General features: G+C 68.2%; 17 protein-coding genes. 8 read left to right on the top strand and 9 right to left on the bottom strand.

Going from position 1 to position 16,075, the window contains the following annotated elements; genetic code table 11:
- Positions 1-14: 14 nt before the first annotated feature.
- The 5 genes from EV653_RS27290 to EV653_RS27270 all read left to right on the top strand — a co-directional run bounded on the left by EV653_RS27290 (position 15) and on the right by EV653_RS27270 (position 4,788).
- Positions 15-224: a hypothetical protein gene (locus tag EV653_RS27290; RefSeq protein WP_134106502.1), complete on the top strand. Its 210-nt coding sequence runs from the start codon at positions 15-17 to the stop codon at positions 222-224.
- A complete protein-coding gene (locus tag EV653_RS27285; RefSeq protein WP_134106501.1) occupies positions 221-1,264 on the top strand; it encodes a hypothetical protein in 1,044 nt (347 codons plus the stop codon). The genes EV653_RS27290 and EV653_RS27285 overlap by 4 nt, the downstream gene beginning before the upstream one ends.
- Before the next feature lie 51 nt (positions 1,265-1,315).
- Complete coding sequence (locus tag EV653_RS27280; protein ID WP_134106500.1) at positions 1,316-1,741, top strand: hypothetical protein; 426 nt, start codon at positions 1,316-1,318, stop codon at positions 1,739-1,741.
- Positions 1,742-2,187: 446 nt separating this feature from the next.
- The gene (locus EV653_RS27275) at positions 2,188-3,132 is read left to right on the top strand and encodes a hypothetical protein (protein ID WP_134106499.1); all 945 of its coding nucleotides are present in this window, start codon (positions 2,188-2,190) and stop codon (positions 3,130-3,132) included.
- Positions 3,133-3,600: 468 nt separating this feature from the next.
- Positions 3,601-4,788, top strand: coding sequence for a M20 metallopeptidase family protein (locus tag EV653_RS27270; RefSeq protein WP_134106498.1), 1,188 nt, complete (start codon positions 3,601-3,603; stop codon positions 4,786-4,788).
- A 302-nt stretch (positions 4,789-5,090) separates the two neighbouring features.
- Here the strand turns inward: EV653_RS27270 and EV653_RS27265 are convergent, their stop codons facing one another.
- Positions 5,091-6,536: a pre-peptidase C-terminal domain-containing protein gene (locus EV653_RS27265; RefSeq protein WP_134106497.1), complete on the bottom strand. Its 1,446-nt coding sequence runs from the start codon at positions 6,534-6,536 to the stop codon at positions 5,091-5,093.
- A 148-nt stretch (positions 6,537-6,684) separates the two neighbouring features.
- Here EV653_RS27265 and EV653_RS27260 point away from each other — a divergent pair, with 148 nt between their 5' ends.
- The gene (locus EV653_RS27260; RefSeq protein ID WP_238160134.1) at positions 6,685-7,122 is read left to right on the top strand and encodes a YciI family protein; all 438 of its coding nucleotides are present in this window, start codon (positions 6,685-6,687) and stop codon (positions 7,120-7,122) included.
- On the opposite strand, the gene EV653_RS27255 is transcribed toward EV653_RS27260, so the two are convergent.
- From EV653_RS27255 to EV653_RS27245, 3 genes are read right to left on the bottom strand one after another with little or no spacing between them, the layout of a single operon-like run.
- On the bottom strand, positions 7,104-8,210 hold the full coding sequence (locus EV653_RS27255; protein WP_134106495.1) for a zinc-dependent alcohol dehydrogenase family protein: 1,107 nt from the start codon (positions 8,208-8,210) through the stop codon (positions 7,104-7,106). The two genes, EV653_RS27260 and EV653_RS27255, sit on opposite strands and share 19 nt — an antisense overlap.
- Positions 8,210-8,623, bottom strand: a complete 414-nt coding sequence (locus EV653_RS27250) for an acyl-CoA thioesterase (RefSeq protein WP_134106494.1) — start codon at positions 8,621-8,623, stop codon at positions 8,210-8,212. Before EV653_RS27250 ends, EV653_RS27255 begins: the two co-directional genes overlap by 1 nt.
- A gap of 3 nt (positions 8,624-8,626) precedes the next feature.
- On the bottom strand, positions 8,627-9,472 hold the full coding sequence (locus EV653_RS27245) for an SAM-dependent methyltransferase (RefSeq protein ID WP_238160132.1): 846 nt from the start codon (positions 9,470-9,472) through the stop codon (positions 8,627-8,629).
- A 186-nt stretch (positions 9,473-9,658) separates the two neighbouring features.
- Between EV653_RS27245 and EV653_RS27240 the strand changes: the two genes are divergently transcribed.
- Positions 9,659-10,138, top strand: coding sequence for a DUF4188 domain-containing protein (locus tag EV653_RS27240; protein ID WP_134106493.1), 480 nt, complete (start codon positions 9,659-9,661; stop codon positions 10,136-10,138).
- Position 10,139: 1 nt separating this feature from the next.
- On the opposite strand, the gene EV653_RS27235 is transcribed toward EV653_RS27240, so the two are convergent.
- On the bottom strand, positions 10,140-10,418 hold the full coding sequence (locus tag EV653_RS27235) for a VOC family protein (protein ID WP_134106492.1): 279 nt from the start codon (positions 10,416-10,418) through the stop codon (positions 10,140-10,142).
- A 59-nt stretch (positions 10,419-10,477) separates the two neighbouring features.
- Here EV653_RS27235 and EV653_RS27230 point away from each other — a divergent pair, with 59 nt between their 5' ends.
- On the top strand, positions 10,478-11,827 hold the full coding sequence (locus tag EV653_RS27230; RefSeq protein WP_166679571.1) for an MFS transporter: 1,350 nt from the start codon (positions 10,478-10,480) through the stop codon (positions 11,825-11,827).
- Here EV653_RS27230 and EV653_RS27225 read toward each other — a convergent pair.
- The 4 genes from EV653_RS27225 to EV653_RS27210 are packed head-to-tail and all read right to left on the bottom strand — an operon-like array spanning position 11,729 to position 16,030.
- Positions 11,729-13,000: an ABC transporter permease gene (locus tag EV653_RS27225; RefSeq protein WP_238160130.1), complete on the bottom strand. Its 1,272-nt coding sequence runs from the start codon at positions 12,998-13,000 to the stop codon at positions 11,729-11,731. The genes EV653_RS27230 and EV653_RS27225 overlap by 99 nt on opposite strands.
- Positions 12,994-13,686, bottom strand: coding sequence for an ABC transporter ATP-binding protein (locus EV653_RS27220; RefSeq protein ID WP_134106490.1), 693 nt, complete (start codon positions 13,684-13,686; stop codon positions 12,994-12,996). Before EV653_RS27220 ends, EV653_RS27225 begins: the two co-directional genes overlap by 7 nt.
- Complete coding sequence (locus EV653_RS27215; protein WP_134106489.1) at positions 13,683-14,975, bottom strand: peptidoglycan-binding protein; 1,293 nt, start codon at positions 14,973-14,975, stop codon at positions 13,683-13,685. Before EV653_RS27215 ends, EV653_RS27220 begins: the two co-directional genes overlap by 4 nt.
- Positions 14,972-16,030, bottom strand: a complete 1,059-nt coding sequence (locus EV653_RS27210; protein WP_134106488.1) for a hypothetical protein — start codon at positions 16,028-16,030, stop codon at positions 14,972-14,974. The genes EV653_RS27215 and EV653_RS27210 overlap by 4 nt, the downstream gene beginning before the upstream one ends.
- Between the last annotated feature and the right edge of the window lie 45 nt (positions 16,031-16,075).

Here is a 16,075-nt window from a genome sequence, read left to right as displayed (position 1 = left end):
CGGGAGGACATCTCATGGAGCACCCATCCGGTACGACGCTCGGCTCAACCCCTGATCACGAGCAGGCTGCTGCAGCGACCATTGCCGAGCGGCGAGCCCGGGCTGACTGGCTCATCACCGAGTTCGGCCGGCTCGCGGCGCAGGCCGACGACCCGCGCGACCAAGCCCGCTTCCGCCGGACAGCCGACTCCCTCGTTCGTCTGGCGATCGCGTTCCGCTCATGACCTGCAGCTCAGTCGACGAGCTGCTGGCGGCAAGTGGCGAGACCGCACGCGTTCTCGCCTCGGCCGACCAGTCCGCTTGGAACGGTCGCATCATCGAGTCCACCGGCGCCATCCTCGGGCTCGCGCATTGGGACGGCACGCTCTACCTCGACGGCGAAACCATCCTCGATCCGCTGCGCCAGTTGTACAAGCACGCCGGCGAGCAGCAACCGACCGCCACCCTCGTCCGGTACCGCGAGTCCCTGGCCACGTTGCTCCACGAACACGCCCACTTCCTAGGCCCGTCGGGATCAACGCAGGAAGCCGCCCGCGAGGCGTTCATCAAACCCGGCAGCCGCGAACTCGAGGAGGGCGTCACCGAAGCCTGGGCGCAGGATCACCTCGACGACTACATCCATCGACTAGGTGTCGACAAAGTTGCCCCCGGCATCGAATCGGTCCAGGCCGGTGGGTACTACGCCGCGTTCGTCCCGGCTGTCCGCAAACTGACCAGCGATCTGGAGTCTCGCAACGACCTGTCCCGCGGCGAAGTCATCGATCTGCTCAACCGCCAGACCGCGGCCGGTCAGTTCCCCTTGCTCGTCACGCTCGTCTACAACTCCACGCGCCTCCCCGCTCTTGAACCAGTCGGCGCGGACACCCGGTCCCGTTTGGAGTCCATCCTCCGCGCGGGCCTCGACCACCTCGACGCCTACGAGCTCACCGCGCCCGGCTTCGCCGCTGCAAAGTCCATCTCCACCGCCGACCAACTCCTCGACCACCTCAACCAGGAGATCCAGTCCGCCAAGTCCGCCTACACGTTCAGCCCTGTCCACGCCGATCGCACCCTGACCCACGCAAACGCCTGCAGCCTGCCGCCGCCAGTCCCGAACCGCCGCACCCCATCACCCCAGGAAGCAGCCCTATCCGGCCTCACACCCCCGTCCGCCGCCCGCACCCAATCCGCCAGCCAATCCGCCCACCTGCACCCAGGTCGAGACCGACCCGCCGCCGCACTGACCTATTACGCCCGTGAACGCTGTCGTGAACCGTATGGATGACGTGCACCCCGGGAGTCCTCGGCGCGAACCGGTAGGTCGGGATACTGAGGTATGGACTATCGGACGTTCGATGCGGAGTACGCGCAAGTGCTGGCTGCCGCGCGCTCGATGGACTCGGCCACGCTCGCGGGCGAGGTGGAGCGCTTGCGAGCCCTGGTTCCGCTCGTCGAGCCGCGATCCGACCAGAGCCAGGCCGAGTTGCTCGTCACCCAACTGTCCCAGGTTCTCGACATGGAGCAACCGTCGGTCTCCGGCGCGATGGCGGCAGCGGTCCGCGTCCACCGCCGGGCCCGCAACGCTCAGGGCAGTCCCACTGAACGCATCGCCGCACTCCGTGCCGGCATCGACGAGATCGGCCAGATCGCCGACACGGTCGCCGAGACGACCGAACAACACCAGATTCTCGCCCTGACCGAGTCCCTGGCTATGCAGATCGAAGCGCTGGAGAGCTCCCCAGCAACCAACCCCGACAGATGACCCCGACCCGCAAGACACCACACCAGCCACTCAGCCCCGACGAGAAAGCAGCACACCACCGCCTGAATTCAGGCGGTACGACGCCACCCCACCCGCCGAGCCCAGCCCGCAAGACACCACATCAGCCACTCAGCCCCGACAACAAAGCAGCACGCCAGCGTCTGAGGTTCGGCGGCACGACGTCGCACCAGTCGCCGAGCCCGGACCGCAAGAAATCACACCAGCCGCTCATCGCCGACGGCAGCACGTCGCGCCGGCGTCCGGGGATCGCCGGACAGCTGCCCGCGCACACTAACCGGACCGAGGTGGGCGGCAGAAAGTCGTACCAGCGTCTGGGGATCGCCAGACAGCTGCCCGCGCACACTAACCAGGTCGAGTCAGGCGGTAGGACGTCGCGCCAGCTTCTGGCTGGGGGTTGAGGCGTGGTGGCTAGCTTCGCTCAGTTGATGGCTGAGCAGGCCCAGGTGGCGGTGCGGCTCACCGGGGCCGATCACACGTCGTGGAACCGGGTCTGGGATGTGCTCGAGGCCGACAGCAGGTGGTGGGGGCTGGCCTGTCGCGACAACTCGCTCCGTTACCACCCGGAGCACATCGTCGAGTCGCTTCAGACCATGTTCGACCGGGCCGGCGAGCAGCACGGCGACTGGACGCTGCAGCGGTACAAAGAAGCGATCCGGGTCATCCTGCACGAGAACATTCACCTGCTCGCTGCGAGGGGGACGTCGCACTCGACCGGGATGGATGCTTACAAGGAGCAGCCGGCGCACGAGGTTGTCGAGGAGGCAACGACGGAACTCGCGACGCAGATCCTGCTGGACAGGTACATCGACGAGCTTGATCTGGAGCGCATCGCACCAGGCATCAGCGAGGCCAGCACGCCTCCGCCGTACGGCGAGTATCGGCCGGCGGTCGAGCGGTTCGCCAACGCTGTCGGTGCGCGGATCGAGCTGTCCGGGGACGAGGTGATCCTGCGGATGGCGGTGGTGAATGCGGAGGACAAGTTCCGGGTCGCTGCCGAACTTCTGTACGACAAGACCCTGTCCGACGTGATGCCTGCGCAGGCGCGTGCCGGTGCGGTCGCGGAGATCGAGGCTGTCATGAAGCCGGCGTTCGCGTCGATCCACGGGTATGACCCCAACGATCCTCTTGACGTGAAGATGTCCGCGCTGGCGGGCCTGCAGGCGTTCCAGCAGGCCAACACGAAGATTAACGACATCGTGGAGTACTGGTCGACCAACCAGGATCTCCGAAGGAGCATGGACGCCGGCCTCGGTGCGGCACCGCCTCTCCACAGCGCGCAGGGCCCAGCTTCCGGCACCACGCCGGCTCCCCGCCGCTCGGCCAACCAACCCCAAGCCCACCGGCAGCCGCCCGCGTCCCGCGGGGACTGACCGGGCACTGGCGGGCGCTCGGCCGGCACCGTCCCAGGCGACGGGAAGGCACCGGGGCGGGGAACCGGCGGGGACCGGCGGGGGATCGGCGGGCACCGTCCCAGGCGATCGGCGGGCGCCGGGGCGGGGAACCGGCGGGGACCGGCGGGCACCCTTCCAGGCGACCGGCAGGCACCGGGGCGGGGAATCGGCGGGCACCGTCCCAAGCGATCGGCTGGCACCGTCCCACGCGATCGGCAGGCACCGCGGCGCGGAATCGGCGGGCACCGTCGCAGGCGATGGGCGAGGGCCGGGGTCGGGATCGGCGGGGACCGGGGCGGGGAATCGGCTGGCACCGTCCCAAGCAACCGGGGGTACCGTCCCACGCGATCGGCGGGGACCGCGGCGGGACCGGGGCGGGAGGTTGGGGGTGGGGGGTGGGTACGGTGGCGAGGGTTCGGGTGGGTTGGGTGGTGAGCGGAGGCGTTTGTGGAGTTTGTCGGCGAGGGTGCGGGGATAGCTGCTGGGTTGGTGGAGTTGCGGCGGGCTTTGCACCGCGCGCCTGAAGTGGGGTTGCAGCTGCCGGGGACTCAGGCGTTGGTGCTCGACGCCATTGGTGGGTTGCCCTTGGAGGTAACGGCAGGCAAGGAGCTGACCTCGGTGGTGGCGGTACTGCGAGGCGGTGCGCCCGGGCCGACCGTTTTGTTGCGCGGCGACATGGATGCCTTGCCGGTGGTCGAGGAGACCGGCCTCGAGTACGCGGCGGAGAACGGGAACATGCATGCCTGCGGCCACGACCTTCACACAGCCGGTTTGGTCGGAGCGGCCCAGTTGCTCAGCGCTCATCGCGAGGAGCTGCGGGGCAACGTGATCTTCATGTTCCAGCCGGGTGAGGAAGGCCTCGGCGGAGCGGGGTACATGCTGCGCGAAGGTTTGTTGCAGGCAACGGGTGACAAGCCGATCGCGGCGTACGCGCTGCATGTCTGGGCGCAGGCCGGGAAGGGCGTCTTCCAGATGCGTCCCGGCACCATGATGGCCAGCTCCAACCAGCTGCACATCACGGTACGAGGCAAGGGCGGGCACGGCTCAATGCCGGATCGGACGGTTGATCCGGTGCCGGTGGTAGCGGAGTTGGTGCTCGCGCTGCAGACGTATGTGACGCGACGGGTGAACGTGTTCGATCCCGTGGTCATCACCGTGACGCAGCTAGAGGCCGGCGTCGCGATCAACGTCATCCCCAACACGGCCCGCCTCGGCGCGACCGTGCGGACGTTGTCGGATGCAACGCTCGCGCAGTTGACGCGCGAGCTGCCGGCGCTGGCCGAGCGGATCGCGGCCGCGCACGGCTGCACGGTCGACGCGCGGCTCAACCCGCAGTACCCGGTGACCGTCAACGATGCCGCTCGTACGGCGGAGACCTCGCAGGTCCTGACCGGCTTGTTCGGACAGGAGCGGGTTCAGGGCCTGGAGAACCCGTTGATGGGGGCCGAGGATTTCTCGATGGTGCTGAAGGAGGTGCCCGGCACGTTCGTGATGGTCGGCGCGCGGCCGGACGACGTCTCCGCGGAGGAGGCACCGTCGAACCATTCGAGCATCGTGCGGTTCGACGACGCCGTCCTCGCCGATCAGGCGGCGGCGCTGGCGCGGCTCGCAGTCCACCATCTGGTTCCGGCATAAACCCAGCCTGGGGCTGGTCAGCCCGCCAGAGACCGACCAGCCCCAGGGATCAGGAGGGCGAAACGTTGAGGGGTGTACGCGCCGTACGTCGAGTAGCCGGTGTCGAGCGGATCGCTGTCGCCGACGTTGCCCATCCGCAGGTAGTTCGTACCCGGCTGGACGGCACCGCTAACACTCCCGCCGAGCCGTCGCGGTGTAGTTGCCCGCGGCACTCACGTCGGCGCGCGTACTCACCTTTGCAAGGACCAAGAACCCGGGGCCGTCGATCTCGGTGGGATCGACGGTCCCGGGTGGTTCGGGTGTCAGCTTGCAGTGACGCGGACCGAGTAGGCGCCGCGGCTGCCGTACGTCGAGTAGCCGGTGTTCAGCGGGTTGCCGTACCCGGTGTTCTCGATCCGCAGGTAGTAGCGGCCCGCGGTGACCTGGCGGCTGATGCTCGCGCTCAGACCGGTCGGCGTGGCCGCGTTCGACTGGCCGGACGCCGGATCGGCGGTCGCGACGACCGCGCCGGACGAGTTCAGCAACTGGAGCTTGATGTCCAGGTCCGCTCCGGAAGCGGCCGCCGAGGCGGTGAACGTGAACGTGCCGGCCGCTAGGTCGATCCGGAAGGTGTCGACATCCGAGTCGTTCGCGTAGATGCCCTTCACGCTGGTTCCGAGCGTCAGCGCAGTGGCGTCCGATGTGCCGTTGCCGTGGTCGTCGGCCCGCAGCGCCAGCCCGTTCTGGCCGATCACCGCGAAGTCATCTTCCTTGTTGTTGGCGCCGGTGTACTCGCCCTTGCTCCACTGGCTGATGGCCTTGGAGTAGCCGACGCCCATGATCGGTGCCCAGGAACCGTGGCCCGCGTAGTACCCGACAGACGCTGTGCCGTCGTGGGAGAGCCCGACGTTGTGACCAGCCTCGTGCGACGCGGCCTCCGCGATGTTCTTCGCGCCGGTGCCGACGCCCTTCGTGAACACGAGCGCGGGTTGGTAGTAGGAGTGCTGGCTCGTGTTGTCGTACACGCCGACGTACGCGACCCCGCCGCAACCGCAGCCGGACTGGTACCAGGTGGTCGGGTCGATCAGCACACGAGTGCCGTACTGCTGGTCGGAGGACCCGGTGCGGTCGATCGCCGCGGCGGTCGGCTCCTGCGTGGTCACGTCCACGTCGAACGGCGCGTAGTCCTCGGCGACCCGGGCCCACACATCGCGTACGACGTCCTGCTCGGCAGTACTCCAGCTGTTCGGGTTCCCGTCGGTGTCGTACGGCGTGACGTCCACGGTGGCCGGCTTGCCGCCGGTGTTCCACGCCGTGCCGGTGATCGTCTGACCGTCGAAGTCCAGGTAGATGACCCGACTCGAGCCAGGCTTGCTGTGCAGCTCGAAAGCTGGACCCGTCGCGGCAGCGACCGCGGCACGAGCCCAGCGCGGAGACGGCGCGGCTGCGGACTTCCGCTCGGCCGCGGTCGCGACGGGCTCGCGGTAGAACAGCTTGCCGCCGCGGTCGAGCCACGCCGTCCTGTCCGTCGCGAGAATCTGCCGCAGGTGGTCGGTGGACAGCTTGTTCTGGTCGGCGACCTCGGCGAGCCGGGACTGGACCCGGCCGAGCGCGGACTTGCCTTGCAGGTCCTGGCCGAGCAACTGGTCGATGGGAAGCGGAGCGGGCTGCTGGGCGTCGGCCTGGTTGCTGACGACGACTGCGACGGCTCCGAAGACAACTGCGCCGGCTACGGCGAGGGCACCGATCCGGCGGGGGCGGGTGTGCATGCTTGGGGTCCTCCTCAGGGACTCCGCGGGGCGGTCTCACATCTCGTGCGTGGGCACGCACTGTGCGTAGCCTGCCCGAAGCTCCTTTCCCTGTATAGATTCGTCTCGGTATTTAACGCCGACTTGGGAGGGGCCTCAGATGCGCTACATGATGATTTTCAAGGCCAGCGAGGAGTCCGAGGCGGGTGAGCTGCCCAGCCAGGAGAGCCTGACCGCGATGGGTCTGGTGATGGCGGAGATGGCCGAGAAGGGCGTCCTGCTCGCGGGTGACGGACTGCTGCCGAGCTCGATGGGTTTCCGGCTCGGGTTCGACGACGACAAGCAGCGCCGGGTGATCGACGGCCCGTTCACCGAGACCAAGGAGCTGATCGCCGGTTTCTGCCTGATCGAGGTGGCGTCCCGTGAGGAAGCGATCGAGTGGGGCTGGCGCTGCGTGGCGGCCGACGGCCGCACCGACGGCGAGCTGGAGATCCGTCCGGTCCCGACCGCCGACTACTTCGGTGACAACTACACGAGCGAGGCGCGCGACCGCAACGAAGACACTTTCCAGAAGGCCGCGGAGAACCTTCAGAACAGCAATACCTGACGGATCGACGTGCCGGCGGCCAGGTCGTCGAAGGCCTGGTTGAGGTCGTCGAGCCCGACGGTCGCGGTCAGCAGCCGGTCGACCGGGAGCCGGCCGGCCCGGTACAGGGCGACGTACCGCGGGATGTCGCGGGACGGGATCGACGAGCCGACGTACGAGCCCTTCACCGTGCGTTCCTCCGCCACAAGGCTGACGGCTGGAACGCTGAACGACTGCGACGGATGCGGCAGGCCGACCGTGACGGTGGTCCCGCCGCGTCTGGTGGCGGCGTACGCCTGCTCGAGCACCCGCGCGCTGCCCACGGTTTCGAAGGCATAGTCGGCACCGCCCGCGGTGGCCTGTCGCACCTGCTCCACCGCGTCGGCGGCGCGAGCGTCGACGACTGCGGTTGCGCCGAGATCGAGCGCCAACGAGAGCTTCGCCGGCACGACGTCCACGGCGACGATCGGATGTGCTCCGACCAGGACAGCGCCGAGCAGTGCTGACAGTCCGACGCCGCCGAGGCCGAAGACGACCGCGCTGCGGCCGGCGCGAACCTGTGCTGTGTTCACGACTGCGCCGACGCCGGTCATGACTGCGCACCCGAAGAGAGCGGCGATCTCGGGCGGGAGAGACGGGTCGATCTTCACAGCCGAATGCGCCGAGATCACCGCATGATCCGCGAACCCGGACACACCCAGATGATGATGAACGTCGGTCAATCGACGCGTGCCCGACAGCAAGGTGCCGGCGGTATTAGCCGTGGCGCCTGGTTCGCAGAGGGCAGGGCGGCCTTCGGCGCAGGGGCCGCAGGACCCGCAGGCAGGGACGAAGGCGCAGGCGATGACGTCGCCCGGTGCGAAGCCGGGAGCCTCGGACACGATGACTTCGCCGGTCGCCTCGTGACCCAGGAGCATCGGCATCACACGTGGGCGGGACCCGTCGATGACTGAGAGGTCCGAGTGACACAGACCGGCCGCGCGGATCCGGACGAGCAGTTCGCCCGGACCGGGCGGTGCCAGCTCCACCTCTTCGACCCGCAACGGACGCGACGATGCGTACGGCGCCGGCAGGCCCATCTCTCGCAGTACGGCGCCGCGCACGATCATCATTTGATCCCTTCGAGTGCGGCGCGGATGCGATCGGGGACCGGCACCGGACGGCGATCCTCGCGCGCCACGAACACGTGCACGAACCGCCCGGTCGCGGCCGGCTCGTCCGATCCCTCACGGAACAAGGCGATCTCGTACCGCACGCTGGAATTGCCGAGCTGACCGCACCGCAACGCCGCATCCACGACGCCCGGGAACTCGAGCGGTTGCTTGAACGTGCACTGCGAATCCACGCAGAGCCCGATCACGTCACCGCCGTGAATGTCGAGACCACCCGACCTGATCAGGAAGTCGTTGATCACGGTGTCGAAGAAGCTGTAGTACTCGACGTTGTTGACGTGACCGTAGACGTCGTTGTCCTTCCACCGCAGCGTGATCGCGAGGTGGTGAGGGTACCCGCTACGGTCCATCCGTCACGGCTTGCGGCCGACTCCGACCCACAGGCTGCACATGATGTCGGTGAACTCGCCCTTGTCGACCAGACGCTGCGTCTCCTCGTCCGGATACCACCGGAACGGCGACACGACGCCGGGCTCGATCAGCTCGGTGCCCTCGAAGAAGCGGGTGACCTCTTCCTTCGAGCGGACCTGCGCGTCACCGCCGTCGGCCTTGTAGACCACCATCGCCCGCTCCCACAGCTCCGGCGCGAAGTCCGGGGTGCAGTGCGAGAAGATCAGCAGCGATCCCGGGGCGAGCGGCTCGACGAGCTGGCGAACCAGGTCGTACGGCTTCAGCGCGTCGGGCAGGTAGTGGAAGACACCGACGATGCTGAGCGCGACCGGCTTGCTGAAGTCGATCAGCTCCTTGACCTCGTCGGACTGCAGGATTGCCTGCGGGTCGGTGACGTCGGCCTCGAGGTACGCCGTCTTGCCTTCCGGCTTGCTGACGAGCAGCGCGCGGGAGTGCGCGAGCACGATCGGGTCGTTGTCGGCGTACACCACGTGCGCCGAGGGAGTGATCTCCTGGACGACCTCGTGCAGGTTCGGGCTGGTCGGGATACCGGTACCGACGTCGAGGAACTGAGTGATGCCCTGCTCGGCGGCGAACTTGGCCGCGCGGTGCATCCACATCCGGTTCGAGAGGGCGGCGGTGCGGAAACCGGGGAACGCCTGGAGCAGGTGCTCGGCGGCCTGCCGGTCGATCGCGAAGTTGTCCTTCCCGCCCAGGAAGTAGTCGTACACCCGAGCGCCGTGCGGCCGGTCGAGCTTCAGCTGCTCGTACATCCGCGGGTCGACGTCGGCATCCTGCGATTCAGCCATGAAATTCCCATCCGCGCTGCGGCCCAGAACTGAAGAGCCATCGTAACTGGTGCACAACGGACTGTGACACCGGCAGAACGACCCTATCGCTTCCGCGGTCTCCTGCCATCAGCTCCGGCGCGCCCATCGATGGCCTTTACAGAGGATTGAATCGAGACTGTCTTGCAAAGGGTGAGGGGTGGCGACATGGGTGACGTGATCGCGGGGCGGCAGACCGCGGCGTACGACGGGGAGGTGGTCGTCTTCCTGATCGGGATGCGGGTCAACTCCGTGTTCAAGGTGCGCGAGTGGCTGCCGGTGGCGAGGGCGATGGGGCCAATGCTGCAGCAGTTGATGAAGGACAAGGACAGCGGACTGCTCGGGTTCCGGACGCTGCCGACTTGGCGTGGGATCACGTTGATCCAGTACTGGGAGTCGGTGGAGAAGCTCCAGTCGTTCGCCGGCGACACCGGTCGTACGCATCGGCCCGCGTGGGTCGAGTACTTCCGCAAATCGTTCAAAGGCGGCGCGGTCGGCATCTGGCACGAGACGTACGTCGTACCGGCCGGCAACACCGAGACCATCTACGGCAACATGCCCCTCCTTGGCCTCGGCCGGGTCAATGGCGTTCAGCCGGTCAGCCAGCGCACCGACACCGCAGCCCAGCGCCTGCACCAGACCGAGTAGCTCAATCCTGCCAGAGCCCGACGCGGTTGCCGTCCGGGTCCAGGATCACAGCCATCCGGCCCAGCCCCGGCACAGTCCACGGCGGCGTGGTGACCGTCGCGCCGAGCGCCTCCGCCCGTACGAGCATCAGCTCGACGTCCGGCACAGAGAAGTACGTCGTGATACCCGCGCCCTGGTCCTCCTCCTCGACCAGTCGCAGGCGCCAGCCGAACAGCTCCGTGTAGAAGGCCCGGGTGTCTGACGCGGTGATGTCCGTCCCGGCAGCGTGATTGTCGTTCATACCCAGTACGTCGAACCGAGGCGGCCGGGCTCGACATGTCGTGCGGTTACAGTGCAGGCGTGCGGTTTCTCCGGGATTTGTGGACGTTGCTGCAGCGTCGCGATTTCCGGCGGCTGTTCGCGGTGCGGCTCACCTCGCAGTTCGGCGACGGTGTGTTCCAGGTGGCGCTGGCGTCGTACGTGTTGTTCTCGCCGGAGCGGGCGCCTGACGCGGCAGCGATTGCCGGGCTGTTCGCGGTCGCGCTGCTGCCGTACTCGATCCTCGGCCCGTTCACCGGCGTACTCCTCGATCGGTGGTCGCGCCGGCAGATCCTGTTCGCCGCGAACCTGACCCGCGCTGTGCTGGTCATCGGCGTCGGAGCGATCGTCGCGGCCGACAACGCCGGCGTGCTGTTCTACGTCGCCGTACTGCTCACGCTCGGCGTCAACCGCTTCCTCCTGTCCGGGTTGTCCGCGGGTCTCCCGCACGTCGTCGAGCGTGACGAACTGGTGATGGCCAACGCAGTCACCCCGACCAGCGGTACGGCGTTCTTCCTGATCGGCGGCGGAGTCGGCGCCGGGGTGAAGCTGATCGTCGACTCGGATCTGACCGTCCTCGGGCTGACAGTCGTCATCTACACGGCTGCCGCGCTGCTCGCCCTCCGGCTACGCCGCGACCAGCTCGGCCCGGACCTGAACGGCGACGAGCCCGGCATCGGTGAGGCGCTCCGGACCATCGCGTCCGGTCTGATCGACGGCGGCCGGCACCTCAAAGCACGCCCGCAGCCCGCGCTCGGTCTGGCAGCGATCGGCTCGCTCCGGTTCTTCTTCGGGCTGATGACGGTCGCGATGATCCTGCTGTACCGCAACTACTTCTACGGTCCTGGTCAGCTCGATCAAGCGTTCGGTGCACTGGCGATCGCGACCGGTGCGGTCGGAGCCGGGCTGTTCGTCGCCGCGCTCGTCACGCCGTGGGGCACTCGCGTGATGGCGCTGCGGCAGTGGATCACCTGGCTGTTCGTGGGCGCGGCAGTCGTGAGCGCCGTACCGATCGGGTTCTACACCAAGCCCGCACTGGTGGCCGGTGCGTTCCTCACCGGGTTCTGCGCGCAGGGCATCAAGATCAGCGTCGACACCCTCGTGCAGACGGGTGTCGACGACGTGTACCGCGGACGGGTGTTTTCGCTGTACGACATGATCTTCAACGTCGGGCAGGTCTCCGCGGCCGCACTCGGCGCGGCGATCCTGCCCGACAGCGGGAAGTCCTACGCCGTACTGGCGTTCATCGTGGTCGGCTTCGCCCTGACCGCCTTGGTGTACGGGCGGCTCAGCTCACGTGCCGCGCAGCGCGGTGATCGGCTGGATGGCGGAGGCCTTCCAGGCGGGATACGTGCCGGCGACCAGACCGATGAACGCACCCAGCAGGGGTGAACCGAACGCCAGCCGGTTGTCGAGGATCGGCGTCCAGTCCCGGATCCACGACACGCTCACGGTGAGGATCACGCCCACCGCCGTACCGAGCAGGCCGCCGAGGAATCCGACGATCACGCTCTCGACCAGGAACTGAACGGCGATATGTCTTCGTGCCGCTCCCAACGCTCGTCGCAGGCCGATCTCCGAGATGCGTTCCAGAACCGACAGCAGCGTGACATTCGCGATGCCGAGACCGCCGACCAGGAGCGCGACCGCGCCGAGCAGCAGGAACAGTGCGTTCAGGTCGGACTCGACTCCCTTGCGGACGGCGCCCTGCTTGGGCGGAGCGTCGACGCGCAAGGTGCTCGGGTTGTTCGGCTCGATCGCGATCGGCGCCTGCTCCGCGATCAACTGCGCCGCGCCGACCGCCGTACGGATCTCGACCGCGTCCGGCGACTCGAGGTCGTAGGCGTTGCGCGCCGCGCCGTTCGGCATGATCACCGCGTCGTTGAGTTCGGCCCGGCCGCTGACCGAGTCGAGGATGCCGATCACCGTGTACGGCTCGTCACCGATGAACACCGCGGGCTGCGAGTCGACCCGGTTGATCCCGAGCCGCTCCGCCGCATGCTTGCCGAGGACAACTACCTTGTCGGCGCGCTGGTCGTGTCCCTGGTCGAAGAACCGGCCCGTCTGGAGCGTCGCGCGTACGGCGTCCCACAGGCCGGCGGACCCGGCCATCACCTGAAGGGCCTTGCCGGCGCCTTCGTCCAAGCCGGTGACGTTCTGGACCAGGTCGTCGCCGATCTCCAGGTTACTGACGGTGCCGACCGCTTCGACGCCGTTCAGCCGTTTGATCCGGTCGGGTGCGTCCCACGGCAACTGCGTCGCGGCTTCGCCTTCCTGTCCGTCTTTGTCGTCGGGTTGCACGACCACGCGAGTCGCCGCGGCCAGGTCGAACCGCTGCGTGATCTGCCCGGCTGCGGTCTGCCCCAGCCCGACCGTCCCCACCAACGCGGCAACACCGAGCACGGTGCCCAGCGTGGTGAGGATCAGCCGGGTAGGACGGGCAGCAACCCCGGCCAACGCTTCGTCGAGGAGATCTCGTACGGCGGGACGAGATCTCAGCCGCCGGCGTCGCCGGGACGTGGACGGCCCGCCGGCGGGATCCGGGGGGCCTGCTTGGGTTACCACTGGAGGGTTCCGTCGACGATGCGGACCTGCCGCTGAGCCCGGCGGCTGACCTCGGCGTCGTGGGTGATGACAGCCAGCGTCATCCCCTCGGAATGCAGTTCGTCGAACACTTGCAGGATCGCCTCCGCGTTGGCGCTGTCGAGGTTGCCGGTCGGTTCATCCGCGAGCAGCAGGCTCGGTTCCGCGACCAGCGCCCGAGCGATCGCAACCCGCTGCCGCTCCCCACCGGACAGCGTGGTCGGCGCGAACTCCATCCGGTGCGCCAGTCCCACGCGCTCCAAGGCGACCCTGGCGCGGGCCAGTCGCTCCCGGCGCGGCACCCCGACGTACACCATCGAGAGCGCGACGTTCTCCAGCACGGTCCGGTGATCGAGCAGATGGAACGACTGGAACACGAACCCGATCCGCTCGCCGCGCAGTACGGCGCGACGCCGCTCGCGCAGGCTCATCGTGTCGACACCGTCGAGCCGGTAGACGCCACCCGTTGGGTTGTCCAACAATCCGAGCAGATGCAGCAGCGTCGACTTCCCCGACCCGGACGGCCCGACGATCGACAGGTACTCCCCCTGCCCGATGGTCAGATCGACCCCGTTGATCGCCCGTACTTCGGGCGGTCCCTCGAAGAACCGCCGTACGCCGATCATCTCGACGACCGGAGCGGGCAGCGCAACCACCGTCGCCGTCATTTGCCCACCACCACCTGATCGCCGTCGGACAACTTCGCGTCGCCCTTGGGCGTGACCTGCGCGAACCCGTCCGCGGACAGCCCGACCGTCACCGGCACCAGCTCCACCTGACCGTTGCGCAGTACTTCGACCCGCGAGCCGCCGTCGGACCCGGATGACAGCGCGGCCAGCGGTACGGCGAGAACCTTGCCGCTGGTGCTCTTCACCGGGATCGTCACCCGCACGTTCGCCTCCCGCAGCAGCGCCAACTGGCTCGCGGTCAACGTGTTCGGCGCGACCACGACGTCGTACGTGCTGCCGTTCTTCGCGACCCGGCGGACCTTCGCCGCGATCGCCGTACCGTCGAGATCGAGTGACGCGACCATGCCGGCCTTCAACCGCTGCGCCGTCTCGGCGTCGACCTTGAGCGTCACGACCAGGGACGAACCGCTGGCCGACATCACCACGCCATTCACCGTGCCGCCACGCTCGACCTTCACGTCGTCGACCCGGCGCGGCAGCGTCTTCACGTAGACCACCTCGGACACCGGCAGCGGCGTACCGGCCTTGAACTTGGCCTCGCTCTCCGCATCCTCGGCGTCCGCGAGGTTCTCCTCCGCGTCGTCCACGGCGCCCTGTTGCACGGACGTGTCCTTGGCCTTTGCCGCCTTCGCCGCCTTCAGCTGGGACTGCGCCTGCCGGAGCTGGTTCTTCGCGGCGTCGACCTGCTTCTTCGCCTGGTCGACGGCCTGCGTGAACCGCTCCTCCGGCTCCGGGGCGTCGTACCCGGCCTCCTCGTACAGCTGCTCGACCGCGGCCGAGGTGTCGAGCGTGTACTCGTCATCGACGGTCCCCGGGTCGAACCCGAGCCGGTCGAGCGTCTGCTCCAACTGCAGCACGTCGGGTCCCTTGCTCCCAGGCGAGAGCGTCCGGTACATCGGCAGTACGCCGGCCAGCCCGATCACCGGCCGACCGGTGATCTCGAGCAGTGCCTTGCCCTCGGTGAGCGTCGACCCGACCGCCGGCACCTTTCCGGTCACGATCGCCGGCGTGGTGAGCCCGCTCGTCTCGACCCGGATGTTCACCGCGCCGTCGAACGAGGCATCACCGCGGCCCACCACCTTGCTCGACAGCGCCTTCTTCGCGACCGGCACGGTGATCTGGGAGGCCTTCGGCGGCGCGGTCTTTGCGGCCGCGTCCTCCGGCGAGCTGATCCGGCTGCCCGCGGCCACGCCGACGCCGAGGGAGGCGACGGCGACCCCGGCCACGCTGACGAGGACCCGGCGGCGGGACTTGGGCGAAGCGGTCATCGGTTCGCCATCTCGTCGCGGTACGCCTCGAGCTCGGCCTTGTGCTGATCGACGAACTCCTTCTCGGCGGCGTACTGCACCTTCTTGTAGGCGTCGTCGTACCCCTTGGCCTTGCACTTCTGGTCCGCTACCGCGAGGTCGATCTCGAACTTGCGGAGCTCGGTCAGCTTCGCCGCGTCGACCTTGTCGAACGACGGCGGACCGGTGATCGTCTTCGACGGACCGCCCTTGGGCGGCGGCGTGTTGCCGGTCAGCGCGTCCAGCTTCTGCTGGACCTTGGTGCGCGGGTCGTCGACCTTCGTGAACCCGGAGTGCCCGGCGTCGGCCATGCAGTCGGACCAGGCGCTGGTCGCGTCGACGACCCGCTGGTCGGATTCGATCCGCTTCTGCAGGGCCTGGATGTCCTTGAACAGGCTCTCGAACTTCTTGAAGTTCGCGGCCCGGTCCTGGCCCTTGCCGTACACCTGCGCGACCGCCTTGCCCCGGCAGCCCAGGTCCTGGTTGCCGCTGTCGGACGGGCCGCCGCCGCCCTGGATCACGACGGTGCCGCTCCCGGTCGCGTTCGGTCCGTTCAGCGCCTTGTCGTACGCCTTCTGCGCAGCCGGCGAGAGCGCGTTGCGGATCTTGGTGTTCGGGTTCGTGTCGTCGTCGCCGGCCTTGGACCAGTCGATCGTGCTGATGCCGTACCCGTACTGCTGGGCGAACTTGTCCGGCGGCAGGTTGAACGCGTCGGCGAACTTGCTCTTGGCGTTCTGCTCCGGCGGTACGGCGACGTAGTCGAAGCCGGCCGCCTTCATACACGCGGCGGTGGCGTCCTCGACCTTGCGCTGCTTGGCCAGCTCCTCCTCGCTCGGCTGCTGCGCGCCGCCGGCCCGCATCGCGATCTTGAACCCGCCGCCCGACGAGCTCGTGAACCCGTCACCCATGTACTCCGCGAGCGGGCTCTTGTCGCTGTTCTGGTCACCGGACGCGACCGGCGCTTTGTCGTTCCCGCAGCCGGCCACCGCGAGGATGGCCAGCAGGGCCAGCGCGGATGCGGTTCGTGAGGTCTTCATGGCGGTCGAGCGTGCCGCCGCGGCAGTGAAGAACCTGTGAAGGAC

The sequence above is a fragment of the Kribbella pratensis genome, assembly GCF_004365355.1.
Taxonomy (GTDB): Bacteria; Actinomycetota; Actinomycetes; order Propionibacteriales; family Kribbellaceae; genus Kribbella.
The sequence above is the reverse complement of the archived record's forward strand: the minus strand, read 5'-3'. Positions and strand labels throughout refer to the sequence as shown.